Below are 24,965 nucleotides of genomic sequence, written 5' to 3'. Positions count from 1 at the left end.
AACACCTTGTATTCCCAGTGCACGAACAGCCTGGCGATTTTCATCGCCAGCACTGCCCCCAGACACCTCTCCTCGCGCAAGCCACTCATGCCAGCTTCACCTGGCCAACCCCATACCAGTCCAGGCGACGGGTCAGGATCATGAACACACCCAGCAGCGCGAACAGCAGCAGCGAACCCATCAGCAAGGCGTAATCCTCGGCCGTCAGCAGGCTGTAGAGCATGCCGTAGAGCATCGCCAGGCCCAGGGCAAAGCCCATGCCGCGAAACGCGCTGTGCAGTACGTGGCACAGGTAGAAACCGATCAGCAACACGCAGCCGCTCGCCGACAAGGCATAGGCCATGGCAAAGCCCGTGTGTTCGGACAACGACAGCAACAGCAGGTAGAAGAATGCCAGGGCCACGCCCACCAGGCCGTACTGGATCGGGTGCACGCTGAGGCCCTTGAGCACTTCGAAAAGGAAGAAGCCGGCAAAGGTCAGGGCAATGAACAGCAGCGCATATTTGATCGCCCGCTCGCTCTTGAGGTACTGGTCCACCGGGTCGATGAAGCTGACACCGAAGGCGCGGCCGTTGAAAACATTGCACTTGTCGTTGACCACGCACTGGGTCAGGGCGTCTTCAAGGTTGGTGGAGAAGAACGAGGTCTGCCAGCGCGCCGAGAAACCACCGGCATCGATCTTGCGGCTGACGGGCAGGTAGTTGCCGTCAAAACTCGGATGCGGCCAGTTGGCAGCCATGGCCACGCTGCTGGTCCGCCCCACCGGCAACACCTGCAGCTGTTCGGTACCTTGCAGGCTGAGGTCGAACGCATAATTGAGCACGGTCTCAACCTTGCCATCGACGCCCGGCAACAGCGCGTGCACGCCTCCGCTCATCCAGTCCAGCTTGGTCCCGGCGGCAAAGTCCAGGCGCTGGTCGTTGAGCTGCAGCTGCAGGCCTTTCTCGATGCCGCGGATGTCGCTGATACCGACCACCAGGAACGCAGGTTCAAAGCGGTAATCCGCGAAGTCCTCGGTAATGCCCCAATTGGCCGGAATCTCGAAGTGGCCATTGATATGACTGTTGGCGTGGAACAGGCGCGCCTCGTAGATACCGCGCGAACGCAGCTCGGTGTCGATGCTGGCGTTGAGGTCGAAGGTTTCCGGCAAGAAATACAGGTGGCCATTGACCTGGCTGATTTCCTGGAAGCTCTTGCCCTCCTCGGTCTTCCAGCGTCGTTCGATCTTGCGGTACGGCACCACCAGCATCGGCCCGGTGATCTGCTGGGCGAAGCTTGAGCTTTGGGCAATGTCGCGGACCACGCTATCACGCTGGTACTGACGGTCCTGGATCAGACCGCCGATCATGAACAACGGGATCAGCAGTAGTACGACCAGAAAGCCGATGACGGCTAGTTTGAAACTCAGTTTGCGGTTCATGGACAGGACTCCGGTTTCGATGGGCAGAGTCTGCGCAAACGAAATGGAGCCCTTGCGGACTTATGTGGAGCCTGTGTGCAGACTCTGTGAAGTTTTCAGCCCAGGCGCTTGGCCGGCAGCCACAAACGCACGCGCACGCCATCCTCGACGTTGGCCACTTCCAGCGCACCGCCATGCAGTTGCATCACTTCTTCGACGAAGTTCAGCCCCAGCCCGGTGCTCTTGCGCCCGCTCAACGGTCGCGGCAGCGAGTAGAAACGCTCGCTGAGGCGGCCCAGGGCATAGTCAGGAATCGCCTCGCCCTGGTTGAACAGGCTCAAGGCCACGCGGCCGTCACCGTGCTCCAGTTCGAACACCAGCAATCCGCCTGGCGGGGTGAAGTCCAGGGCATTATCCAACAGGTTGGCGATGGCCTGGCGCATCAAGAACGGGTCACACAGCAGTCGCGTGGCAGCGGGCACGCGCTGGCGCACCTGCAATTCGCCGCTTTCGATGCGCGCGCTCTGGGCCAGCAGCAACTCGTCGACCAACGCCGCCAGCGGCACCTGCTGCTGCTCTTCGAGCTCCTGCATCTGCTCGACCTGGGCCAGGTTGAGCAGGCGTTCGATCAGGTGCTGCATGCGCGCACTTTCACTTTCGATGTTGCCGGCAAAACGCTGGCGCTGTTCGTCGCTCATCGGCCCCTGGAGCAGCTCGGAGGCGCCACGGATCGCCGCCAGCGGGCTTTTCAGCTCGTGGGTCAGGGTGTGTACGTAACGCTCGACGTAGTCCTTGCCTTCGAGCTGGGTACGCATGCGCTCCACCGCTGCCGCCAATTGCCACAGCTCACCGCCACGGTAATGCGGCAGCGCCGTACGCTCGCCTTCACTCACCGCCTGGGCGTAACGGGTCAGTCGGCGCAGCGAGCGCGCCAGCCACCACGACAGCGCCGCGCCCACCAGCAGGCCCAGGCCGATAAGACCCAGGCCAAGGTACAGCAGGCGTCGTTCGGAGCGGTCGATATAGGGTTGCAGCGACTTGTTCGGCTTGGCCACGGTGACCACGCCAATGATCGTGCCTTCATCCAGAATCGGCGCCGCCACGTGCATCACCGAAGACTCCGGGTCTTCTGGGTTGCTGCGGGTCGAGCGCGCGCCATATTGGCCGCGCAGGGTCAGGTAGACGTCGTTCCAGCGCGAATAGTCCTCGCCCACTGCCACCCCTGCCGAATCGAGCAGGACCTTGCCCTGGGCATCGGTAACGTAGATGCGGTGGTTGACCTGGTTCTTCGACAAGCCCCAGATATCAGCCTTGGGCTGGCGCTGGCCGTAGGCGCGCAGCAGCACCGGCAAACGGCTCTGGCCGAGGGTGCCGGCCTTGACGTCGTCGTGGAGGATTTCCGCCAGCAGGTTGGCAGTGTCGACCAGGGTTTCTTCGGTGGACTGGCGCACACCGGGGCGAATCTGCTCACGCACGGTGCTGAGAATGAAATAGCCGGTCAGCCCGACGAACAGGAAGTACACCAGGAAAATCCGGATGCCCAGGCGCATCAGCTGTGGCTCGGGCTGTAGCTGTAGCCAAGGCCGCGGTGGGTCTGGATCGGCTCGGCGTCGGCGGCCACCGCGCGCAGCTTGGCGCGCAGGCTCTTGATATGGCTGTCGATGCTGCGCTCGTAACCGGCATCGGCAGCAACGCCGACGGCATCGAGCAATTGCTCGCGGCTGAACACCCGCTCGGGTTGCTCCAGCAGGCTTTGCAACAGGCGGAACTCGTGCCGAGTCAGGCTCAGGGCCTGGCCGCGGTAGTGGATCTGCATGCGCAGGGTATCGACCTGGAACAACTGCGCAATGCTGGCAAGCGACTCGGCACGTGGCGCCATGCGCTTGAGGATCGCCCGCACCCGGGCCGCCACTTCACGGGGGCTGAAGGGTTTGACCACGTAATCGTCGGCGCCGATTTCCAGGCCCACCACCCGATCGATTTCGCCATCGCGGGCGCTGAGGAACATCACCGGCACCTCGCTGAAACGACGCAGTTGCCGGCAGGTTTCAAAGCCGCTGATATCCGGCAGGCCGATGTCGAGGATGATCAGGTCGGCCGGTCGCTGGCGGTGCTGCTCCAGCGCGGCGCTGCCGAGGCTCACCCATTCGGTGCTGTGACCGTCGCCTTGCAGGGCGAAAATCAGCGTATCGGCGATGGCCGCTTCGTCTTCGACAATTAAAATATGCGGCATGGCATCCGGGCCTGGCGGTAGAAATGCTGCACTTGTAGGAGATTATGCGGCGCCTGGCAAGGCCTCATCGCGGGGCAAGCCCGTCAGCAATCCGGCTTGTCTGCGGTAAACCGCCGCGCCGGGTTTACCGCCGCCTTGAACTCGCGCAATGCCTTGGCACCAATCAGCAACGGATAGTTGAAGCTGCTGCGGTCGGTCAGGTTGACTTCGACGGTGCGTTTTACATCGCCCAGGCACAGCTCCAGGTCGACCACCGGGCGTTTGCTGATCTCGGCACCCTCGCCGTCTTCGTCTTCATCGGCGCGGTTCTTGATCTTGCTGATGCGCGCCAGCTTGTGTTCATAAACCTTGCCGTCGGCATCCTTGGTGGCGACACGAAAGCGCACCCAGTCTTCGCCATCACGGGTGAAGGTCTCGATGTCCTTGGCCGACAGCGAGGCGGTCAGCGCGCCGGTGTCCATCTTGGCCTTGAAGGTCTGGCCACCGACTTCCGGCAGTTTGATGTATTCGTAGCGGCCATACAGGGTCGGCTCGGCGGCCATCACCGGCAGGGCCAACAGGGACAGCAGTGCAAGTACCGATTTCACAGGATCCGCTTCCTTGAGATAAGACAGTGTTTAGACTGCGAAGGCAGAATAGGTTCGCGCCGATAGCTTATTCAACACAATGTGAAACATTTGTCCGGCAGGAGCAAACCGGAGCATTTGGCGTACACCGACAGGGTGCTTATCATTGCCGACCGCTTACTTGAATATAAGAGCTTTCTTATGCGCCGCTTGCTGACGGGCATTCTTGTGACCTTGCTGTTGCTGCTCAACACCCTGGTCCTGATCGGCCCGCTGATGGTCTTTGCCCTGCTCAAACTGGTCCTGCCCGGCCGCTACCGCGACTACGCCTCATGGGCGGTGATGTGGATCGCCGAAACCTGGGCCGAAATCGACAAACTGATCTTCCGCCTGTGCATCCCCACCGTCTGGGACGTGCGCGGCGCCGCCGACCTGCGCATCGATACTTCGTACCTGGCGGTCAGCAACCACCAGAGCTGGGTCGACATCCCAGCGCTGATCCAGGTGCTCAACCGCCGCATTCCGTTCTTCAAGTTCTTCCTGAAAAAAGAGCTGATCTGGGTACCCTTGCTGGGCCTGGCCTGGTGGGCGCTGGATTACCCGTTCATGAAGCGCTACAGCAAGGCTTTCCTCGACAAGCACCCCGAGCTCAAGGGCCAGGACCTGGAGATCACCAAGGCCGCCTGCGAGCTGTTCAAACGCCAGCCGGTAACCGTGGTCAACTACCTCGAAGGCACGCGCTTCACCGAAGCCAAGCGCGCCGCCCAGCACTCACCGTTCAAGCACTTGCTCAAACCCAAGGCCGGCGGCGTGGCCTTCGTGTTGGCGGCGCTGGGCGAACAGCTCGACGCCCTGCTCGATGTCACCATCGTCTACCCCGGCGACCAGGCCCCGGGTTTCTGGGACCTGCTTAGCGGCCATTTGCCGAGGGTGATCATCGATATCCAGGTGCATGAACTGGACTCGGCGCTGTGGAGTGGCGACTACGAAAACGACCCGGCCTTGCGCCAGACCGTGCAGGACTGGGTCAACCAGCTCTGGCACGCCAAGGACGCCCGCATCGAGGCCCTGCGCGCCGAGCTGCGCTGATCAACCGATGATCGCATGGGGCAGGAAGCGGCTGCTGTCCTTGGTGATCAGCGAGTTGTCTTCGCGAATACCGATACCCGCCGGCAAGTCGCCGACCACCCAGCTGCCGATCACCGTGTAGCTGTCGGCAAAGCGCGGCAGCGCCCGGAACTGCTGGATGATGCTCGGCCCGCCGCCATAGGGGCCGTCTTCGACCACTCGCTGGCCACTGCCGGTGTGGATCTCGATGTTGGCGCCTTCGCGAGAGAAGAACGGTTTGCGTACCCAGCCCTTGTCCAGCGTCGCGCCCGGCGCTTGCTCGATGAACGCCGGCAGCAGGTTCGGGTGGCCCTGGTGACGCTCCCACAGCAGCGCCAGCATGCCTTTGTTGGAGAGGATCGCCTTCCACGGCGGCTCGACGAACAAGGTGCCGCTGTTGGCAATCGCCGGGCCGTAGGGGTCGTGGAAGATGTCTTCCCAGGGGTAGAGCTTGAACAGGCTCGGGATCGGCGCGCCCACGTCATCGACAAAGCGCCCGCCACGGCTCAGGCCGATGTCTTCCATGTCCACCAGACGCGCATCCAGCCCGGCGCCCAGGGCGATATCGCGCAGGTATTCGACGGTGCCGCGGTCTTCAATCGAGTCTTTTACCGAAGAAAAGTAGAACGGCGTAGCAAAGGTATTGGCCCTCATTACCTGGGTGAGCTTGTCTTCCAGGCTGTTGAACTGATCGGCATCGGCTGGCAGCACGCCGCGCTGCATCTGCTGCTCCAGCCACAGGTACTGGAAGAAGCTGGCTTCGTAGAGTGACGTCGGCGTGTCGTAGTTGGCCTCCAGCAGCTTGGCCGGGCCCTGGCCGTCGTAGCACAGGTCCATGCGCCCGTAGAAATGCGGGTGGCCGTCGCGCCACGAACGACGGATCAGGTCGAAGTACGGCGCAGGGATGGCCAGGCGCTCAAGCAGCTCTTCACTGTCGACCACCTCGGCCACCAGCGCCATGCACAACACGTGCAGCTCGCGAGTCGGCTCTTCGAGATCGTCTTCGATCTGCCGCAGGCTGAACTGGTAGTAGGCCGTCTCGTCCCAGTAGGGCTCGTCGCCAAAGGTGTGGAAGTTGAAGCCGAAGTGCTCGGCGGTGGCACGCCAGTCGGGGCGCGGGGCAATGGAAATTCGCTTCATCGCCAGGCCTCAGGACGCAAAGCCGCCACGCCCCGAAGCGCGCGAGACAAAACCGTTGTGGGTGCCCACCGCGAACGGCCGTGCCGAGCTGATCAACTTGTTCGGCTGGGCCATGGGGATGATGGTTGGATGGGCGCTGCCCACATGCGCCGGATCGCTGCTGACAGCGCCAGCACCACTACTCATCGCCGCATGCTGCGCCGCTTCGCTGAACGGTCGCGACGCTGGATACGAGGTGTCCAGGCCGCTGTAGTAATTGTGGTTGGCGACCTGCTCGGTCAGGGTGCTGACCTTGAACGCGTTGCGCCCGTCGCGCTCGTGGTAGATCGCCTCGGACGAAAAGCGCGGGTCGGTATCGGTGTACTCGTAATAGCGGCGCCCGCCGCCGGAGCCGCCGCTCGAGGAGGAGCTGGTGGTCGACGAGCCGCTACTGCTTTCGTCCTCATCGTCGGCGTACACCTGGCGTTCGGTGGTCAGGGCAAAGCCTTCCATCGGCGGGATGAAGTTCTTTGCGTAGGGGCGATAATCGCACTTGAAATAGGCCGTTTCACAGCTCTCGGCGGTCAAGAAGCGCGGGACGTTGGCGGCATGGTGGTTCTGCGCAGCGACCCAGGCCTGCTGGCATACCTGGCGCGGCTTGCCGTCCATGACGCAATAGTCGACGTCCTGATAGCGCTTGGTTTCGCTGATGATCTTGGTTGGCCGGTCGCCACAGGCGGACAGCACCAGGGGCAGACTGCCCAGAGCGACCAGGCGAATGGTTTTGCTGCGTTTCATTGTCGATCGTCCCTGATCAGGCGGCGGGGGTCATGCAGGCGGCGTTGAGCAGGCCAGTGCCGATGGACACGGCGGCCAGCAGAATGGCCGAGGCGGTCTCCTGGCGGGCAACCCGTTCAGCCATGCCTTTGACGCAGCGGTTGACCACCACGAACGCGAGCAACTGCACCACCGCAGCGATCAGCGCCCAGAGCAGGAAGTCGAGCAGGGAAATCGAATGGGAAATGGCACTGGCCACTGGAATCGCAAAGCCGATCAGCGCACCGGCCAGGGCAATGGCCGCGGCATTGTTGCCTTCGCGGATCAGGCGCAATTCGTTGTACGGGGTCAGGCGGGTGTAGATGAATGCGTAGAGGGCGAACAGCACGGCGGCGCCGAGCATGTAGACCACAAAGCCGAGCACGGCGTCGGCAGGCAAAGACATCTTCAGGGCATCCATAAACATGGCGAATCACACTTCCTTGTAAAACGGGGCGGGACATATAGCACACCGCCCCGCCCGCGCAAATACCTGCCTTAAACGGAAGGTACGCTACCACCGGCGCCCCACAGGCTGCCCAGGCTCTGCAGCAGCGAGCCGCCGACGCCTTGCTGGCCGAGGTACTGCAGGATCAACGGGGCAAACTGGCCGATCATCCCGGTGTCCATGCCCAGCCCGCTGAAGGCGTTGTTCAGGTCGTTGGTGTCTTTGACATTGCCCAGGGCATTGCTCAGGGCCGAAGACTTGTCGCTCTTACCGAGCAGCGCACCCAAGCCGTTCAAACCGCCCAGAGCTTGCTCTCCGGAAAGCAGGTCGAGGCCCGGTACCGCTTTGCTCAACTGCTCGTAGTCGCCGCTGCTGAGCTGGTTTCTGGCCAGGCCCAGCAGTGCGCCGGTGCCGCCAATGGCTTGTTCGGGGGTGACTTTCAGTTCGCTGCCGAGGGTATTAAGCAGGTCCGCCGAAGCCGCTGGCGCCTGCACGGCGGCATCGCCATTGTTGCCCTTGGCGGCGTTGTAGACGTTGGCCGCGTCATTGAGGCTGAAGCCTGCGAACACCGGAGTGGCAGCCAGGGTCATCAGGGTGACCAGTGCGAAACGTTTCATCGAAATACCTCGTCAGCCATAAAGGCAGGGAAAACGAGGGTTTGACCCTGGGGACGGGGGATTGTTCCCTTGTACCAGGTGGGAGCGGGCTTGCCCCGCGATGCGATGTGACTGACAGACCTCTATCGCGGGGCAAGCCCGCTCCCACAAAGGTCCTGGCAACATCAGGATTCAATAGGGTCCACTGTCGCCACCGTCCGGCATCTACCTTGAATATTCACCAACCAAGGAGCCAAGACATGGACAGTCCCGCTTCCCATCGCCCGCGCCGCGGTCGTTTCTCCGAACCCGGCCGCCTGTACCTGCTGACCAGCATTACTCGCGACCGAGTGCCAATATTCGACAACTTCCACGCCGCCCGCTGCATCCCCAGGCAGTTTCGCCAGGCACAACTCGAAGGCGCCGCTCGCACCTTGGCCTGGGTGGTGATGCCCGATCACGTGCACTGGCTGATCGAACTGCAGCAGGGCTCATTGGCCTGCCTGATGCGCCGCTTCAAGTCACGCAGCCGTTGTGCGCTGTACAAGCTCGGCACACTGCAAGGCAGGCTGTGGCAGCCTGGGTACCATGACCATGGGTTGCGTCGGGAAGAGAATGTATGCGCGGTAGCGCGCTATGTGGTGGCCAACCCGCTGCGGGCCGGGCTGGTGAAGAAGCTGGGGGATTATCCGCATTGGGATGCGGTTTGGTTGTGAAACCCTATCGCGGGGCAAGCCCGCTCCCACAGTGGAGCGGGCTTGCCCCGCGATGTTTTTAGGCCGCGCTGAACAGCTTGTGCGGGTCGATGACGAATTTCTTTGGCACGCCGGCATCGAACTCGCCATAACCTTCAGGTGCCTGGTCCAGGCTGATCACCTGCACGCCCACCACTTCAGCAATGTTGATGCGGTCCCACATGATCGCCTGCATCAGCTGGCGGTTGTACTTCATCACCGGCGTTTGCCCGGTGTGGAAGCTGTGTGACTTGGCCCAGCCGAGGCCGAAGCGAATACTCAGGCTGCCGATCTTCGCCGCAGCGTCCACCGCGCCCGGGTCTTCGGTGACGTACAGGCCGGGGATACCGATCTTGCCCGCGACCCGCACCACGCCCATCAACGAGTTGAGCACAGTGGCCGGCGCTTCGTGCTTGGCGCCGGCATGGCCGTGGCCACGGGCTTCAAAGCCTACGGCGTCGACCGCGCAGTCAACCTCCGGCTCGCCCAGCAGGTTGGCGATCTGTTCATGCAGCGGGGTGTCCTGGGACAGGTCGGCAATCTCGAAACCCTGGGCCTTGGCGTGGGCCAGGCGCACCGGGTTGACGTCACCAACGATCACCACCGCAGCGCCCAGCAAACGCGCCGACGCAGCCGCAGCCAGGCCTACCGGGCCGGCCCCGGCGATGTACACCGAGCTGCCCGGGCCAACACCGGCCGTTACCGCACCGTGGTAGCCGGTGGGGAGGATGTCCGACAGGCAAGTCAGGTCGCGGATCTTCTCCATGGCCTTGTCGCGGTTTGGCAGTTTCAGCAGGTTGAAGTCAGCGTACGGCACCAGCACGTATTCGGCCTGGCCGCCGGTCCAGTCGCCCATGTCGACATAGCCGTAGGCGCCACCGGCGCGGGCCGGGTTGACGGTGAGGCAGACGCCGGTGTGTTGCTCTTTGCACGAGCGGCAGCGGCCGCAGGCGACGTTGAACGGTACCGACACCAGGTCACCGATCTGCAGGTTCTCGACGTCCCTGCCCTTCTCGATGACTTCGCCAGTGATTTCATGGCCCAGCACCAGGCCGACCTGAGCCGTGGTACGGCCGCGGACCATGTGCTGGTCGGAGCCACAGATGTTGGTGGAGACCACCCGCAGGATTACCCCGTGCTCGATCTTGCGACCGCGCGGGTCCTGCATTTTCGGGTAGTCAATCTTCTGCACCTCGACCTTGCCGCCGCCGAGATACACCACACCACGATTACCAGACATGCTTTCACCTCGCTAAAGTTTGTTGTTATGTAGCGGTGCAAAGTGCGCTGCCCGGGGGCGGCGCTGTGTTACTGGAATCTTTGTTTCGACGCTAAGGCCTCATCGCGGTTCAAGCCCGCTCCCACAGGGGTCAGAGCACTACCGTCCTGTTGGCGTTCAAGAACACCCGCCGCTCAATGTGATACCCCACCGCCCGTGCCAGGGTCAGGCACTCGATATCGCGGCCCTTGGCAATCAGGTCTTCGGGGTAGTGACTGTGGTCCACCGCTTCGACGCCCTGGGCGATGATCGGCCCTTCGTCGAGGTCGTTGTTGATGTAGTGCGCGGTGGCGCCCACCAGTTTCACGCCCTTGTTGTAGGCCTGGTGATATGGCTTGGCGCCCTTGAAGCCGGGCAGCAACGAGTGATGAATGTTGATCGCCCAGCCATCGAGCTTGCGGCACAGCTCAGGCGACAGCACCTGCATGTAGCGGGCAAGAATCACCAGCTCCGCGCCGGAGTCCTCGATCACCTGCAACACCTTGCGCTCCTGCGCCGGTTTGTCATGCGGGTCGAGGGCAAAGTGGTAATAGGGAATACGGTGCCAGTGGGCCAGGGGTTCGAGGTCCGGGTGGTTGGAAATCACCGCCACCACGTCCATGCTCAACTGGCCGATACGCTGGCGATAGAGCAGGTCGTTGAGGCAGTGATCGGCCTTGGAAACCATGATCACGACTTTCGGTCGGTGCTTGGGCGCGGTCAGCTCGAACAACATGCCAAACGCCTCGCCCCGCTCGGCCAGGCCTGCGCGAAAGCTGGCCTCGTCGAAGTCATCCGGCTGGCGGAATTCCACACGAATGAAGAAGCGCCCGGACAGCCGGTCATCGAACGAATGGTGCTCGGTGACGTAGCAGTGCTGCTCGAACAGGTAACGCGTCACCACATCGACCGTGCCGAGCAGGCTCGGGCAGTCGGCGGTGAGAATCCAGGTGTCCGGTGCACGACTCATGGCATTGCTCCTTAGGCCTGAATGCTCAGGCCGTATTCGGCGGAGGCGTCCTGCAGCCACAGCCACCAGTAGTCGGAGAAACTGCGGCGGATCAGCAGCTCCCAGGTTTCTTCACCGGTGCGGCGGATCACCAGTTGCGACTTGGCGAACACCGTGCCGACAGCCTTGCCCACCGGAAAGTTGTTTGGATGTACATCGTAGCTGGTGGATTTCATCAGCACGTCGCGCACGTTGGGGCCGCTCAGCTCCAGCACGGTTTGCCCGCCGCTGACGTTGACGATTTGAATGTGCAGACCATCGAGGGCGTCGCGCAGTTTTTGCTCGACGGCAAATTCCTCGCCGCCGGGGACGATCAGCAGCCATTCATCCGGGCCCAGCCATTGCAGCGACATCTCGCCGTTGGCGACTACGGTCAGGGCCACCGGCAGCTCCAGACCCAGGGCCTTGAACACGCCACCGGCAAAGGCCGGGTCCTTGCCATCGCCACGGATGGTCAGGTGGCCGAGGAGTTTTTTCTCGCGCAGGGTCACCCCGGCGTTCTTGCGACCCTTGCCGATCAGGCTGGGCAGGTCGGCGTGGTGCAGTGGCGTTTCAGCCTTGGCGTCGTTGCCGGGGCGTTGCTGGTAGACGTTGAACGTGCTCATTTCACACCTGCCTTGAATTCTGTGGATTGAAGAGGGCTTGACCTTGTAAGAGCCCGCTCCTACACGTTCTGCCGCTCACCCTTCGGATCGAAGAACACCGAAGAACAGATCTCTGCCTCGATCACGCTGCCATCGGCCTGGGGCGAGTAGACCCGCTCGCCGATGCGCTTGAGCCCGCCCTTGACCACACCCATGGCAAACGAATAACCCAGGGAGTTGCTGGCGTAGCTGGAGGTGACGTGACCGACCATGTCCATCGGAATCGGTTGTTTCGGGTCGAACACCAGTTGCGCGCCTTCAGGCAGCCACGTGTTCGGGTCGACCGGCTTGAGCCCGACCAGTTGCTTGCGGTTCTCGCGCACGCAGTCTTCACGGTTCATACCGCGCCAGCCGATCCACGAGAACGGCTTGGTGCGACCGACACACCAACCCATGTTGAGGTCGTCCGGGGTCATCGAGCCATCGGTGTCCTGGCCAACGATGATGAAGCCCTTCTCGGCCCGCAGTACGTGCATGGTTTCGGTGCCGTACGGGGTCAGGTTGTATTGCTTGCCGGCGGCGACGATCTTCTCCAGCACGCCCATGGCGTAGTTGGCCTGGACGTTGACTTCGTACGACAGCTCGCCGGTGAACGAGATGCGGAACACCCGCGCCGGCACGCCGCCGACCAGGCCTTCCTTCCAGGTCATGAACGGGAAGGCGTCCTTGTCCAGGTCGATATCGGTGACTTCGCTGAGCAGCTTGCGGCTGTTGGGGCCCGACAGGGTCAGGGTCGCCCAGTGGTCGGTGACCGAGGTGAAGTACACCTTCAGGTCTGGCCATTCGGTCTGCTGGTAGATCTCCAGCCACTGCAGCACGCGCGCCGCGCCACCAGTGGTGGTGGTCATGATGAAGTGGTTGTCGCCGACGCAGGCGGTCACGCCGTCGTCGAAGACCATGCCGTCTTCCTTGCACATCAGGCCGTAGCGGGCCTTGCCGACATCGAGCTTGGTCCAGGCGTTGGTGTAGATGCGGTTGAGGAATTCGCGCGCGTCCGGGCCCTGGATGTCGATCTTGCCCAGGGTCGAGGCGTCGAGCAGGCCGACGCTGTCACGCACCGCCTTGCACTCGCGAGCCACGGCGGCATGGATGTCTTCGCCGTTGCGCGGGAAGTACCACGGCCGCTTCCACTGGCCGACATCTTCGAACTCGGCGCCGTTCTTCACATGCCAGGCATGCAGGGCGGTAAAGCGCACCGGCTCGAACAGGTGACCGCAGTGCCGACCCGCCACCGCGCCGAAGGTGATCGGCGTGTAGTTGGGGCGGAACATGGTGGTGCCCATTTCCGGGATGGTGATGCCCATCGAGCGGGCGGCAATCGCCAGGCCGTTGATGTTGCCGAGCTTGCCCTGGTCGGTACCAAAGCCCAGGGCGGTGTAGCGCTTGACGTGCTCGACCGACTCGAAGCCTTCGCGGGTGGCCAGTTCGATGGCGGCGGCGGTGACGTCGTTCTGCTGGTCGACGAACTGCTTCGGCGCCCGGGCGGTGTTCTTGTCGTGGGGCACCTGGAACAGCGCCACGGTCGGTTCTTCCTGGCGTGCCAGGACTTTCGGAATCACCCCCAGCACGGCCTTGAAGCCGGCTTCGGTAGCGGCGCGCACGCCGCCTTCAAAGCCATCGGCGAGGGTGTCGGCGAGGGCGAACACACCATTGATGCCACCCACGCATACGCGTTTTTGCGGTGCTTCGCCGGGCACGAAACCGAGAATGTCTTCACGCCAGACCGGCTTGCCGCCCAGGTGCGAAGCCAGGTGCACCACCGGGCTGTAGCCGCCGGAAGTCGCCACCAGGTCGCAATCCAGCCACTCGCCGGGGCTGCTGATTTTATGGGCTTTGACGTCGATGGCGGCAACGCGGGCCGCGGTGACGTGTTTGCTGCCACGGGTCTCGATCACCGCGCTGGAGGTAAGGATGCGGATGCCTTTGGCCCGCGCCTCTTCCACCAGCGAACCGCGAGGGTTGTGGCGGGCGTCGGCGACAGCGACCACCTTCAGGCCGGCGTCATGCCAGTCCAGGGCCACGCGGTAGGCGTGGTCGTTGTTGGTCGACAGCACCAGCTTGCGCCCCGGCGCCACGCCGTAGCGGCGCACGTAGGTCGAGACCGCGCCGGCGAGCATGTTGCCCGGCACGTCATTGTTGCCGTACACCAAAGGCCGCTCGTGGGCGCCGGTAGCCAGCACCACGCGCTTGGCGCGTACCCGGTGCATGCGCTGACGTACCTGGCCGATCGGCGCGCGATCGCCCAGATGGTCGGTCAGGCGCTCGTGAATGGTGAGGAAGTTATGGTCGTGGTAGCCATTGACCGTCGCCCGTGGCAACAGGGTAACTTCCGGCAGTTCCTTGAGCTCGGCGACGACTGCCGCGACCCAGTCGGCGGCCGGTTTGCCGTCGAGGGTTTCACGGCTGTCGAGCAGGCTGCCGCCAAACTCTTCCTGTTCATCGGCGAGGATCACCCGCGCGCCGCTGCGCCCGGCAGCAAGGGCTGCGGCCAGGCCGGCAGGGCCTGCGCCGACCACCAGCACGTCGCAGTGATGGCTCATGTAGTCGTAGCTGTCCGGGTCGTTCTGCAGCGGCGCACGGCCAAGGCCGGCAGCTTTGCGGATGTACTTCTCGTAAGTCATCCAGAACGACTGCGGGTACATGAACGTCTTGTAGTAGAAGCCCGGTGGCATCAGCTTGCCGCCGACCTTGCCGAGAATACCCATGACGTCGTTATTCACGTTCGGCCAGCCGTTGGTGCTGGTGGCCACCAGGCCGGCGTACAGCGCCTGCTGGGTGGCCCGTACGTTGGGCACCTGGGTGGCTTCGGTGGCGCCGATCTGCAGGATGGCGTTGGGCTCTTCGGAGCCTGCGGCGATGATCCCGCGGGGGCGCGAGTACTTGAAGCTGCGCCCGACGATGTCAACACCATTGGCTAGCAGCGCGGCGGCCAGAGTGTCACCGGCAAAGCCCTGGTAAGTCTGGCCGTTGAAGGTGAAGTTCAAGACTTTGCTGCGATCGATACGACCGCCGTTGGACAGGCGATAGACCTGGCTCATACCTTTTCTCCCTGACCACTGACTGCCAACTGCGGGCTGGTGCTTTTGCCGGTGACCTGCGGCTTGGCGCCGATCGGATAGGTTTCCAGAATTTCGTAGGTCAGCGTGTCACGCGTGGCGTTGAAGTACTGGCGGCAGCCCGCAGCGTGAATCCACAGCTCGTGGTGCAGGCCACGCGGGTTGTCGCGGAAGAACATGTAGTCGCCCCACTCCTCGTCGGAGCAGGCGTTGGGGTCCAGCGGCCGGGGAATGTGCGCCTGGCCTGCGGCGTGGAACTCCTCTTCGGAGCGCAGTTCGCCGCAGTGGGGACAGAAGATATGCAACATGGGGATTTCTCCTGTTAGTGGGCGACAGCGGCGGCGCCGTGTTCGTCGATCAGTGCACCGTTGTGGAAACGGTCGATGGAAAAGGGTTTGGCCAGCGGGTGCATTTCGCCCTTGGCCAGGCTTGCGGCGAAGACGTTGCCCGAGCCCGGGGTGGCCTTGAAGCCGCCGGTGCCCCAGCCGCAGTTGAAGAACATGTTCTTCACCGGGGTCTTGGAGATGATCGGGCAGGCATCTGGCGTGGTATCGACGATGCCGCCCCACTGGCGGTTCATGCGCACCCGCGAGAGGATCGGGAACATTTCGACGATGGCCTGCAGGGTGTGCTCGATCACCGGGTACGAGCCGCGCTGGCCGTAACCGACCCAGCCGTCGATGCCGGCGCCGATGACCAGGTCGCCCTTGTCCGACTGGCTGATGTAGCCGTGTACGGCGTTGGACATGATCACGCTGTCGATGATCGGCTTGAGCGGCTCGGACACCAGCGCCTGCAGCGGATGCGATTCGATCGGCAGGCGGAAACCGGCGAGCTTGGCCATGTGCCCGGAATTGCCGGCCGTGACCACGCCGACGCGCTTGGCGCCGATAAAGCCCTTGTTGGTCTCGACACCGATGACCACGCCGTTTTCCTTGCGAAAGCCGATCACTTCGGTCTGCTGGATCAGGTCCACGCCCAGGGCGTCGGCGGCGCGGGCAAAGCCCCAGGCCACGGCGTCGTGCCGGGCCACGCCGCCACGGCGTTGCACGGTGGCGCCGATGATCGGGTAGCGGGTGTTCTTCGAGCAGTCCAGGTAGGGAATCTCTTCGGCCACCTGCTGGGCATTGAGCAGCTCACCATCGACACCGTTGAGGCGGTTGGCGCTGACCCGGCGCTCGGAATCACGCATGTCCTGCAGGGTGTGGCAGAGGTTGTAGACGCCGCGCTGGGAGAACATCACGTTGTAGTTGATGTCTTGCGACAGCCCTTCCCAGAGCTTCATCGCGTGCTCATACAGGTGCGCCGACTCGTCCCACAGGTAGTTGGAGCGGACGATGGTGGTGTTGCGCGCGGTATTGCCGCCACCCAGCCAGCCTTTCTCGACCACGGCCACGTTGGTGATGCCGTGCTCCTTGGCCAGGTAGTAGGCGGTGGCCAGGCCATGCCCGCCACCGCCGACGATGACCACGTCGTAGACTTTTTTCGGGGTGGGCGTGCGCCACATGCGCTGCCAGTTTTCGTGGTGGCTGAGCGAGTGTTTGAAGAGGCCGAAGCCTGAGTAACGTTGCATAGTCTTTACTCCTGGACCACTCAGCGATAAACCGGGAAATCTGCACACAGTGCCGACACGTTCTTCGCAACATCGGCCTCGACATCGGCATCGCCGAGGTTATCGAGGATGTCGCAGATCCAGCCGGCCAGTTCCACGCACTGGCTGACCTTGAAGCCGCGGCTGGTGACCGCCGGGGTGCCGATGCGCAGGCCGGAGGTGACGAACGGCGACTGCGGGTCGTTGGGCACGGCGTTCTTGTTGACGGTGATGTGGGCGCGGCCCAGGGCGGCGTCGGCATCTTTGCCGGTCAGGCCCTGGCGGATCAGGCTGACCAGGAACAGGTGGTTGTCGGTGCCGCCGGAGACCACGTCATAACCGCGCTTGATGAACACCTCGGCCATGGCCTGGGCGTTGTCGATCACCTGCTGTTGATAAGTCTTGAAGCCAGGCTCCAGCGCCTCCTTGAAGCACACCGCCTTGGCGGCGATCACGTGCATCAGCGGGCCACCCTGAGCGCCGGGGAACACCGCGGCGTTGAGCTTTTTCTCGATTTCTTCGTTGCTGCGCGCCAGGATCAGGCCGCCACGCGGACCGCGCAGGGTTTTGTGGGTGGTGGTGGTGACTACGTCGGCGTAGGGCAGCGGGTTCGGGTACAGGCCAGCGGCAACCAGGCCGGCGACGTGGGCCATGTCGACGAACAGGTAGGCACCCACCTTGTCGGCAATCTGACGAAAACGTGGGAAATCGAGGGTTTTCGAGTAGGCCGAGAACCCGGCGACGATCATCTTCGGCTTGTTTTCCACCGCCAGGCGCTCGACTTCGTCGTAGTCGATCAGCCCGGTGTTGGTGTCGATACCGTACTGCACGGCGTTGTACAGCTTGCCCGAGGACGACACCTTGGCGCCGTGGGTCAGGTGACCGCCGTGGGCCAGGCTCATGCCCAGGATGGTGTCGCCGGCTTGCAGCAGAGCCAGGTACACGGCGCTGTTGGCCGAGGAGCCGGAGTGCGGCTGGACGTTGGCGTAATCGGCGCCGAACAGCTGCTTGGCGCGATCGATGGCCAGTTGCTCGACTTTATCCACATGCTCGCAACCGCCGTAATAGCGCTTGCCCGGATAGCCTTCGGCGTATTTGTTGGTCAGGCCGCTGCCCTGGGCCTGCATGACGCGCTTGCTGGTGTAGTTTTCCGAGGCGATCAGCTCGATGTGATCTTCCTGGCGTTGCTCTTCGGCATTGATCGCCGCCAGCAGTGCATCGTCATAACCCTGGATCTGGTCTTGCTTGCTGAACATCGCAGTCTCTCCCGGCAGCGGCATCGGTTCTTGTCAGGCAATTGCCCTTTTGCAGCGATGGTATGACCGACGCAGACAGCCCAGATGCCTACGGACGCCACGCAAAGGTGCGTTTACGACATGCAGCCTCATCGCGGGGCAAGCCCGCTCCCACTGGGCTCGGTAGGAGCGGGCTTGCCCCGTGATGCTTTGTATAGGCGACGCCACAATTCTTGGTTTAGAGTGCTCACCTGCGTCGTTCACAGGACCGTGTCATGCCAGATAAAAGCCAGCAATTCGCCAGCGACAACTACTCAGGTATCTGCCCGGAAGCCTGGGCCGCCATGGAAAAGGCCAACCAGGGCCATGAGCGCGCCTACGGCGACGACCAATGGACGGCTCGCGCCTCGGAGTATTTCCGCAAACTGTTCGAAACCGACTGCGAAGTGTTCTTCGCCTTCAACGGCACCGCGGCCAACTCCCTGGCGCTGTCGTCGCTGTGCCAGAGCTATCACAGCGTGATCTGCTCGGAGACCGCCCACGTCGAGACCGACGAGTGCGGCGCGCCGGAGTTCTTCTCCAACGGCTCCAAACTGCTTACCGCGCGCAGTGAAGCCGGCAAGCTGACCCCCGACTCGATCCGCGAAGTCGCTCTCAAGCGCCAGGACATCCACTACCCCAAGCCACGGGTGGTCACCATCACCCAGGCCACCGAAGTCGGCAGCGTCTACCGCCCGGAAGAACTCAAGGCCATCAGCGCCACCTGCAAGGAACTGGGCCTGAACCTGCACATGGACGGCGCCCGCTTCAGCAACGCCTGCGCGTTCCTCGGCTGCACCCCGGCCGAGCTGACCTGGAAAGCCGGGGTCGATGTGCTGTGCTTTGGCGGCACCAAAAACGGCATGGCGGTAGGTGAAGCGATCCTGTTCTTCAACCGCGAGCTGGCCGAAGACTTCGACTACCGCTGCAAGCAGGCCGGGCAGTTGGCGTCGAAGATGCGCTTTTTGTCCGCGCCGTGGGTCGGTTTGCTGGAAGACGGCGCCTGGCAGCGTCACGCTATCCACGCCAATCGCTGCGCGCAGCTGCTCAGCGAGCTGGTAGGCGATGTGCCGGGCGTTGAGCTGATGTTCCCGGTGGAAGCCAACGGGGTGTTCCTGCAGATGTCGGAACCGGCGCTGGAAGCCTTGCGCAACAAGGGCTGGCGCTTCTACACCTTTATCGGCAGCGGCGGCGCCCGGTTCATGTGCTCGTGGGATACCGAAGAGGCGCGGGTGCGTGAACTGGCGGCGGATATCCGGGCGGTGATGGGGGCTTGAGGGTCTTATCGCGGGGCCAGCCCGCTCCCACAGGGCTCAGTGGGAGCGGGCTTGCCCCGCGATAATTTCAAAGGCGAAACCCACCCATCTGCCGCGCCAGATCATCGGCCAAGCCGCGTAACGCCTGACACTCCTGCCGACAACCCTGCACATCCACCGCCGTCTCTCGCGCCAGGTCGGAAATCCCCTGCACCGTGCGGTTGATTGCCTCGGTGACCGCCGACTGCTCTTCAGTCGCCGTCGCCACCTGATGGTTCATATCGCTGATGTGCTCGACCTGATCGGTGATGGTGCCCAGCGAAGCGCCGGTCTGCTGGCTCGACTCCACGCCCGTCCCGGTTGCCGCCTGCCCGGCCTGCATCGACGCCACCGCACTGCCCGCGCCATGCTTGAGGCGCAGGATCATCTGCTGCACTTCATCGGTAGACACCTGGGTACGCCGCGCCAGAGTCCGTACTTCATCGGCGACCACGGCAAAACCGCGACCCATTTCACCGGCCCGCGCCGCCTCGATGGCGGCGTTGAGCGCCAGCAGGTTGGTTTGCTCGGAGATGCTGCGGATCACCGCCAACACTTCGTCAATCGACGCGACTTCCGTGGCCAGCTCACGGACCGCACTGGCCGCCTGGCCAATCTCCTCGGACATGCCCTCGATATGAGCGATCGAGCGGCGCACCACTTCGCGGGCCTGCAGCGCTTCGGTGCGCGCGGTTTCCGAGGCCACGGCAGCGTTGCCGGCATTCTGGGCAATGTCCTGCACGGTCAGGCCCATCTCATGCACGGCCGTAGCGACCATTTCGGTCATTTCCTGCTGGCGGCCGGAACGTTCGGCAGTGTTCGCTACCACGTGGGTCACTTGCTCCACCGACGCGTGCAGGCGTTCGCTGGTGCTCAACACTTCACCGATCAGGTCACGCTGGCTGTCGAGAAAACGGTTGAAGCCACGGGCCAGGTCACCCAGTTCGTCAGCGCGGTTTTCGTCCAGGCGCTGGGTCAGGTCGCCGCCGCCATTGCCAATAGCCATCAAGGCGCCGGTCACACGCCGGATCGGCCGCACGATACCGCGGGCCAGCAACACCACCAGCAGCAACGACACCAGCGCCACGGCGCCGCCGATCAGGCTGGTCAGCCAGACGGTCTCGCGCACCTGGGCGTAGATCTGTGCTTCTGGCACTTCGGCGACCAGCGTCCAGTTAAGGTCACGCAACGGCAGGCTGAGGGCCAGGTAGCTCTCGCCATCGCGCTCGAAACGGCTACTGTGCAGGCCCTGTTCACGACTGAGAACCCGCTTGGTAGCCTCGCCGCCAATCTGCTCGGCCAACTGGCGCTTGCCGCTGAACTCCGCTTGCGGATGCACCTGGATCAAACCGTCGCCGCGCACCAGCATGACCCGCCCACGCTCACCAAAACTGAAGTTGTGGATCAGCTCGGACAATTCGGTCATGCGCAGGCCAAGGCCGGCGATGCCCACCAGTTGCCCGGCTTTCTCCACCCGATAGTCGATGAACAGCGCCAGTTCGCCGGTACTGCCATCGGTGTCGATGTTCAGCAGGCGCGGGTTGCCACTGTCGATGAAGCCGAAGAACCACTTGTCTGCCGGGTTGCTGCGGCTGAGGGTACGGTCCAGGCCCTTCTCGTTGTAGTAGTGGTTGCTCGCGGTCGCGGCAAACAACGCGGTAAAGGCCTGATTGTGCTTGCGCAGGGCTTCGAGGTACTCGATGAATTGCGGTGCCTGGGCGCTGTCTTCACCCGCCGCCAGCCAATCGCGCAGCATCGTGTTGTTGGCGATATCGGCCGCCGCCGTCAACGGCCGGCCCAGCATGCGCTCGATGTCGTTACGAATCGCCTCAATGCTCGCCGGCAAGGCAGTGTCGACCAGGTAACGTTCGGTCAGGCGATTGACCGCCAGGCTGTAGATGCCGACCACGATCAGAATGCTCAGCAACAGCGCTGCCCCCATGCTTGCGATCAGTTGCCACTGGATACTGCGTCGCCAGAACTGCATGTATTTCCCCTCGGTAAATAAGCCCTGCGGTGCAAGAGATAGGCCAATTGTATACAACAGGAAATACAATTATTACAGTGATCCACAGCAATGCCGGCCCACCTTCCCGAAGGTGATGAGCTGGCAAAAAGTTGAAGCGAGGGAATCGGCGCGATCAGCTGTTGCTGATGGTCCGGGCAATCACATCGACCGTGGCGTTGACTTGCTCTTGGTAACGGTCGAGGGCCTGCTGGTGCTGCTGTTGCAGTTCGATCTGCTGCGAGCACAGGTTCAGGGCTGCCAGTACCAGCAGCTTGTCACCGATCAGAGTCGGGTATTTACGCTTGGTATCGGCCAATGAGGCATTGAGCATCTGCACCGCTTGCGCCAGCGCCTGCTCCTGGCCTTCGGGGGCCTTGATCGAATAATCGCTGCCGAGGATCGACACGACATTGATCGGCTGCGCTGAGGTTTTCATGCGTTCACGGCACCAGCGCTGGCACGCTCAACCAGGGCCTGAATGCGCGCGGCGGTAGCGCCCTGCTTTTCTTCCTGCTCCAGCAGGCTCAATTGCAGGCTGTCGTTTTCATCTTTGGCCTGGGCCAGTTCGGTACTGATTTGCGCGTTGCGCTCGGTCAGTTCCTGATTCTTCTGCACCAGGTCGCTGACCAGTTGCTCCAGTTGACTAAGGGAAGTTTCCAACATGATTGCCTTCTCGGGGTGTTTCAGGGGGCGCACACGATAAAGAAAAGTCCGCGTGCTCGCCAGGGATATCGGGTTTAGACGCTTCGGCCTGGTGCAGATTGACCCACCGATCCGGGTCCGGTTCCCCGTTATAAGCACCGCCCGTCAGGAAAAAAGATAGCTGCCTCACAATTTCATCTTCGCCCGCTCAAGTCTTTACCCGGCCGACCGATAGGCATGGCAGTCCTGACTTCGGCGCACGGATCGCGTGCCCTTTTCCCCCCTGGATACCACCATGTCCCTACGCAACATGAATATCGCCCCGCGCGCGCTTCTGGGTTTTGCTCTGATCGGTGCGCTGATGCTGGCCCTGGGTTTGTTCGCCCTGAACCAGATGAGCAAGATTCGCCAAGCCGGCGAAACCATCGAAACCTCGACGGTACCGAGCCTCACCAACCTCGACCAACTGACCCAATTGACCCTGCGCCTGCGCACCTTGTCGTATCGCCTGCTGCTCAACCGCGAAGCCGACACCCTGCAGGCCACCCTCAAGCTGATCGACCAGCGCAACCAGCAGATCGACGAAGCGCGCCGGGTTTACGAGCCGTTGATCTTCGGCAACCAGGAGCGCTCGGCGTACAACCAGTATGTGCAGTTGCTGGGCCAGTACCGCCAGCTGGAAAACCGCATGCGCCTGGCCTCGCAGAACAATGACCTGGACACCCTGCGCACCCTGATCAACCGCGACATGCTCGACAGCTCCGAGCAGATCAACAGCGTCATGGATCAACTGGTCAGCATCAACACCGAGCAAACCAGCGAGATCAACCGCACCGCTGCCGAGCAGTATTCCAATGCCGTCACCCTGGTGATCGGCCTGCTGCTGGCCGCCACCGCCCTGACCCTGATCTGCGCACTGCTGCTGACCCGCAGCATCGTCAAACCGATCGAGGAAGCCCTGCAGGCCGCCGAGCGCATTGCCGAAGGCGACCTGACGCGCACTATCGAAGCCGAAGGCCAGGACGAAGCCGCGCGCCTGCTCAAGGCCATGGCCAAGATGCAGAACAAGTTGCGCGATACCCTGCAGCAGATTTCCGGCTCGGCCACCCAGCTGGCGTCGGCGGCTGAAGAGCTCAACTGCGTCACCGACGAAAGCGCCCGTGGCCTGCAGCAGCAGAACAACGAAATCGAACAGGCCGCCACTGCCGTCACCGAGATGACCAGCGCCGTGGAAGAAGTCGCGCGCAACGCTGTGAGCACTTCAGAAGCCTCCAAGGAAGCCACCCGCTCGGCCGGTGACGGTCGTGACTTGGTCATGGAAACCGTCAGCGCCATCGAGCGTATGAGCACCGACGTGCAAGGCACTGCCGAGCTGATCGGTAACCTGGCAGAAGAATCGCGCGATATCGGTAAGGTGCTCGACGTGATTCGCGGCCTGGCCGACCAGACCAACCTGCTGGCGCTCAACGCCGCCATCGAAGCGGCGCGTGCCGGCGAAGCCGGTCGTGGCTTTGCCGTGGTGGCCGACGAAGTGCGTGCCCTGGCCCACCGTACCCAGCAGTCGACCAGCGAAATCGAACGGATGATCGGCAGCATCCAGGGCGGCACCGAGCAGGCGGTCAACTCCATGCGCAACAGCACCGAACGCGCCGAGTCGACCCTGAACATTGCCCGCGGCGCCGGCCTGGCGCTGGAAACCATCACCGGTGCGGTCGCCGAAATCAACGAGCGCAACCTGGTGATCGCCAGCGCCGCCGAAGAGCAGGCGCAGGTCGCCCGCGAAGTCGACCGCAACCTGGTCAACATCAACGACCTGTCGGTGCAGTCGGCCACCGGCGCCCACCAGACCAGCGCGGCCAGCGCCGAACTGTCGCGCCTGGCGGTGGACCTGAGCGGGCTGGTGGCGCGCTTCAGCGTGTAAACCATCGAGGGGCAAGTCGAGGCGTCGCACCGACTTGCCACGCGATTAGCGGCGGCTCAATATTCGATCCGCACATCCCCTTTCGGCACACTGCAGCACGAAAGGATGTACCCCTCGGCCTCATCCTCTTCGGTGATGCCGCCGTTGTGCTCCATCTCCACTTCGCCGCCCAGCTTTAGCACCTTGCAGGTGCCGCAGATGCCCATGCCGCAGGCCTTGGGGATCATCAGGCCGAGCTTGGCCGCTGCCGCGTGCACAGTCTCGCCCGGGGCTACGCGGATGCTCTTGCCGGTGGCGGTGAACTCCACCTGGTGCAGGTCGCTGGCGTCCACCTCGGCGGCTTCGGCAGCCTGTTCCGCGTGTTCTACAGCATCGGCCTTGACCTCGGCCGGGGTCGCACCGAACGACTCCTCATGGTAGCGGCTCATGTCGTAGCCGCTGCTTTCCAGCAGGCGCTTGACCGCATTCATGTAGGGCGTCGGGCCACAACAGAAGATTTCCCGCTCCATGTAGTCCGGGGCGATCAACTCCATCAGCTTCTGGTTCAGGTAGCCCCGGTAGCCTGCCCAGGGCTCGCCCAGGCCGTGCTTCTCGCAAATGATGTGCAGGCTGAAGTTGTCGATCCGCGAGGCCATGTGCTCCAGTTCGCGGTGATAGATGATGTCTTTCGGTGAGCGCGCACTGTGCACGAAGACCATGTCGACATTGCCGTTGGTGTCGTAGAACCAGCGGGCCATGGACATCACCGGGGTGATGCCGACGCCGCCGCTCAGGTACAGCACCTTGGGACTGGGGAAGTCCATGGCGTTGAATAACCCGACCGGCCCGTGCACTGCCAGCTCCTGGCCCTCGTGCAGGGTGTCGTGCAGCCAGTTGGACACTTTGCCACCCGGTACCCGTTTGATGGTCACAGAGAAGCTGTAAGGCACCGACGGCGAGCTGGAAATAGTGTAGGAGCGCATGATCGGCACGCCGTCGATCTCAAGCTCCAGGGTGACGAACTGCCCGGGCTTGAAGAAGAACATGATCGGCTGGTCGGCCATGAAGCAGAAGGTGCGCACGTCCCAGGTTTCCTGGATCACCTTGACGCAACGGACGATGTGGCGGCCGTTGGCCCAGGTCTGGGTGCTGACCGGATTGAGGAAGCTGTTGGACATGCTCGTCTCCACGGCCGACTGCGGCCTGATGGCTGCGATTCTGCTTAAGCCGCGCAGGCAACACTTACCCATCCGCGACATTGGCGTGCTTA

At 63.0% G+C, this 24,965-nt stretch carries 23 protein-coding genes and 2 pseudogenes; 5 read left to right on the top strand and 20 right to left on the bottom strand.

Features of this window, described 5'->3' with window-relative positions:
- Window positions 1–85: 85 nt before the first annotated feature.
- The 4 genes from creD to F8N82_RS26885 form a co-directional block, all read right to left on the bottom strand.
- Entirely contained in the window at window positions 86–1,420 is a 1,335-nt protein-coding gene (gene creD / locus F8N82_RS26900) for a cell envelope integrity protein CreD (RefSeq protein ID WP_038998343.1), read from the bottom strand.
- Between the two features lie 95 nt (window positions 1,421–1,515).
- The gene (creC, locus tag F8N82_RS26895; RefSeq protein ID WP_038998341.1) at window positions 1,516–2,949 is read right to left on the bottom strand and encodes a two-component system sensor histidine kinase CreC; all 1,434 of its coding nucleotides are present in this window, start codon (window positions 2,947–2,949) and stop codon (window positions 1,516–1,518) included.
- Window positions 2,949–3,632 carry a two-component system response regulator CreB gene (gene creB, locus F8N82_RS26890; RefSeq protein ID WP_038998340.1) on the bottom strand — a complete coding sequence of 228 codons (684 nt, stop codon included), beginning with the start codon at window positions 3,630–3,632 and terminating at the stop codon, window positions 2,949–2,951. The genes creC and creB overlap by 1 nt, the downstream gene beginning before the upstream one ends.
- Before the next feature lie 83 nt (window positions 3,633–3,715).
- Window positions 3,716–4,219, bottom strand: coding sequence for an ATP-dependent zinc protease family protein (locus tag F8N82_RS26885; RefSeq protein WP_038998339.1), 504 nt, complete (start codon window positions 4,217–4,219; stop codon window positions 3,716–3,718).
- Window positions 4,220–4,399: 180 nt separating this feature from the next.
- Here F8N82_RS26885 and F8N82_RS26880 point away from each other — a divergent pair, with 180 nt between their 5' ends.
- The gene (locus F8N82_RS26880; RefSeq protein ID WP_038998338.1) at window positions 4,400–5,287 is read left to right on the top strand and encodes an acyltransferase; all 888 of its coding nucleotides are present in this window, start codon (window positions 4,400–4,402) and stop codon (window positions 5,285–5,287) included.
- Here the strand turns inward: F8N82_RS26880 and F8N82_RS26875 are convergent, their stop codons facing one another.
- From F8N82_RS26875 to F8N82_RS26860, 4 genes are all read right to left on the bottom strand, one after another.
- Window positions 5,288–6,445 (bottom strand): glutathionylspermidine synthase family protein, encoded by a 1,158-nt coding sequence (locus F8N82_RS26875; RefSeq protein ID WP_038998336.1) that lies wholly within the window; start codon window positions 6,443–6,445, stop codon window positions 5,288–5,290. It lies immediately after the preceding gene.
- Between the two features lie 9 nt (window positions 6,446–6,454).
- Window positions 6,455–7,222, bottom strand: coding sequence for a DUF1190 domain-containing protein (locus F8N82_RS26870; protein WP_052251617.1), 768 nt, complete (start codon window positions 7,220–7,222; stop codon window positions 6,455–6,457).
- 16 nt (window positions 7,223–7,238) lie between these two features.
- The gene (locus F8N82_RS26865) at window positions 7,239–7,667 is read right to left on the bottom strand and encodes a DUF350 domain-containing protein (RefSeq protein WP_038998335.1); all 429 of its coding nucleotides are present in this window, start codon (window positions 7,665–7,667) and stop codon (window positions 7,239–7,241) included.
- A gap of 71 nt (window positions 7,668–7,738) precedes the next feature.
- Complete coding sequence (locus F8N82_RS26860; RefSeq protein ID WP_038998333.1) at window positions 7,739–8,305, bottom strand: DUF2780 domain-containing protein; 567 nt, start codon at window positions 8,303–8,305, stop codon at window positions 7,739–7,741.
- A gap of 239 nt (window positions 8,306–8,544) precedes the next feature.
- Between F8N82_RS26860 and F8N82_RS26855 the strand changes: the two genes are divergently transcribed.
- Window positions 8,545–9,000, top strand: a complete 456-nt coding sequence (locus F8N82_RS26855) for an REP-associated tyrosine transposase (RefSeq protein WP_038998332.1) — start codon at window positions 8,545–8,547, stop codon at window positions 8,998–9,000.
- Window positions 9,001–9,058: 58 nt separating this feature from the next.
- On the opposite strand, the gene fdhA is transcribed toward F8N82_RS26855, so the two are convergent.
- The 7 genes from fdhA to glyA form a co-directional block, all read right to left on the bottom strand.
- Entirely contained in the window at window positions 9,059–10,258 is a 1,200-nt protein-coding gene (fdhA, locus tag F8N82_RS26850) for a formaldehyde dehydrogenase, glutathione-independent (protein ID WP_038998331.1), read from the bottom strand.
- 130 nt (window positions 10,259–10,388) lie between these two features.
- The gene (gene purU / locus F8N82_RS26845) at window positions 10,389–11,246 is read right to left on the bottom strand and encodes a formyltetrahydrofolate deformylase (protein WP_038998330.1); all 858 of its coding nucleotides are present in this window, start codon (window positions 11,244–11,246) and stop codon (window positions 10,389–10,391) included.
- A gap of 11 nt (window positions 11,247–11,257) precedes the next feature.
- Window positions 11,258–11,890, bottom strand: a complete 633-nt coding sequence (locus F8N82_RS26840; RefSeq protein ID WP_038998329.1) for a sarcosine oxidase subunit gamma — start codon at window positions 11,888–11,890, stop codon at window positions 11,258–11,260.
- A 59-nt stretch (window positions 11,891–11,949) separates the two neighbouring features.
- Window positions 11,950–14,967 (bottom strand): sarcosine oxidase subunit alpha, encoded by a 3,018-nt coding sequence (locus tag F8N82_RS26835; protein WP_038998328.1) that lies wholly within the window; start codon window positions 14,965–14,967, stop codon window positions 11,950–11,952.
- Entirely contained in the window at window positions 14,964–15,293 is a 330-nt protein-coding gene (locus F8N82_RS26830) for a sarcosine oxidase subunit delta (RefSeq protein ID WP_038998327.1), read from the bottom strand. The genes F8N82_RS26835 and F8N82_RS26830 overlap by 4 nt, the downstream gene beginning before the upstream one ends.
- Before the next feature lie 14 nt (window positions 15,294–15,307).
- Window positions 15,308–16,558 carry a sarcosine oxidase subunit beta family protein gene (locus F8N82_RS26825; protein ID WP_038998326.1) on the bottom strand — a complete coding sequence of 417 codons (1,251 nt, stop codon included), beginning with the start codon at window positions 16,556–16,558 and terminating at the stop codon, window positions 15,308–15,310.
- A 20-nt stretch (window positions 16,559–16,578) separates the two neighbouring features.
- A complete protein-coding gene (glyA, locus tag F8N82_RS26820) occupies window positions 16,579–17,832 on the bottom strand; it encodes a serine hydroxymethyltransferase (RefSeq protein ID WP_038998325.1) in 1,254 nt (417 codons plus the stop codon).
- A gap of 254 nt (window positions 17,833–18,086) precedes the next feature.
- Here glyA and F8N82_RS26815 point away from each other — a divergent pair, with 254 nt between their 5' ends.
- The gene (locus F8N82_RS26815; protein ID WP_038998324.1) at window positions 18,087–19,127 is read left to right on the top strand and encodes a low specificity L-threonine aldolase; all 1,041 of its coding nucleotides are present in this window, start codon (window positions 18,087–18,089) and stop codon (window positions 19,125–19,127) included.
- 67 nt (window positions 19,128–19,194) lie between these two features.
- Here F8N82_RS26815 and F8N82_RS27760 read toward each other — a convergent pair whose 3' ends face one another.
- The 4 genes and pseudogenes from F8N82_RS27760 to F8N82_RS26800 all read right to left on the bottom strand — a co-directional run bounded on the left by F8N82_RS27760 (window position 19,195) and on the right by F8N82_RS26800 (window position 21,816).
- Window positions 19,195–19,923 carry a methyl-accepting chemotaxis protein gene (locus F8N82_RS27760; protein ID WP_414602505.1) on the bottom strand — a complete coding sequence of 243 codons (729 nt, stop codon included), beginning with the start codon at window positions 19,921–19,923 and terminating at the stop codon, window positions 19,195–19,197.
- A 132-nt stretch (window positions 19,924–20,055) separates the two neighbouring features.
- A pseudogene (locus tag F8N82_RS27755) lies at window positions 20,056–21,087 on the bottom strand (HAMP domain-containing protein); the annotation flags it as partial.
- A gap of 199 nt (window positions 21,088–21,286) precedes the next feature.
- A complete protein-coding gene (locus F8N82_RS26805) occupies window positions 21,287–21,589 on the bottom strand; it encodes a cell division protein ZapA (RefSeq protein WP_038998322.1) in 303 nt (100 codons plus the stop codon).
- On the bottom strand, window positions 21,586–21,816 hold the full coding sequence (locus F8N82_RS26800; protein WP_038998320.1) for a hypothetical protein: 231 nt from the start codon (window positions 21,814–21,816) through the stop codon (window positions 21,586–21,588). The genes F8N82_RS26805 and F8N82_RS26800 overlap by 4 nt, the downstream gene beginning before the upstream one ends.
- 274 nt (window positions 21,817–22,090) lie before the next feature.
- Between F8N82_RS26800 and F8N82_RS27750 the strand changes: the two are divergent.
- Window positions 22,091–22,861: pseudogene (locus F8N82_RS27750) on the top strand (MCP four helix bundle domain-containing protein); the annotation flags it as partial.
- Complete coding sequence (locus F8N82_RS27745) at window positions 22,844–23,716, top strand: methyl-accepting chemotaxis protein (RefSeq protein ID WP_414602504.1); 873 nt, start codon at window positions 22,844–22,846, stop codon at window positions 23,714–23,716. The pseudogene F8N82_RS27750 and the gene F8N82_RS27745, both read left to right, overlap by 18 nt.
- A gap of 56 nt (window positions 23,717–23,772) precedes the next feature.
- Here the strand turns inward: F8N82_RS27745 and gbcB are convergent, their stop codons facing one another.
- The gene (gbcB, locus tag F8N82_RS26790; protein ID WP_038998318.1) at window positions 23,773–24,873 is read right to left on the bottom strand and encodes a glycine-betaine demethylase subunit GbcB; all 1,101 of its coding nucleotides are present in this window, start codon (window positions 24,871–24,873) and stop codon (window positions 23,773–23,775) included.
- Between the last annotated feature and the right edge of the window lie 92 nt (window positions 24,874–24,965).

This window comes from Pseudomonas fluorescens (assembly GCF_902497775.2).
Taxonomy (GTDB): Bacteria; Pseudomonadota; Gammaproteobacteria; order Pseudomonadales; family Pseudomonadaceae; genus Aquipseudomonas; species Aquipseudomonas putida_F.
Note: the sequence above shows the minus strand (reverse complement) of the source record. Positions and strands in the feature narration are given on the sequence as shown.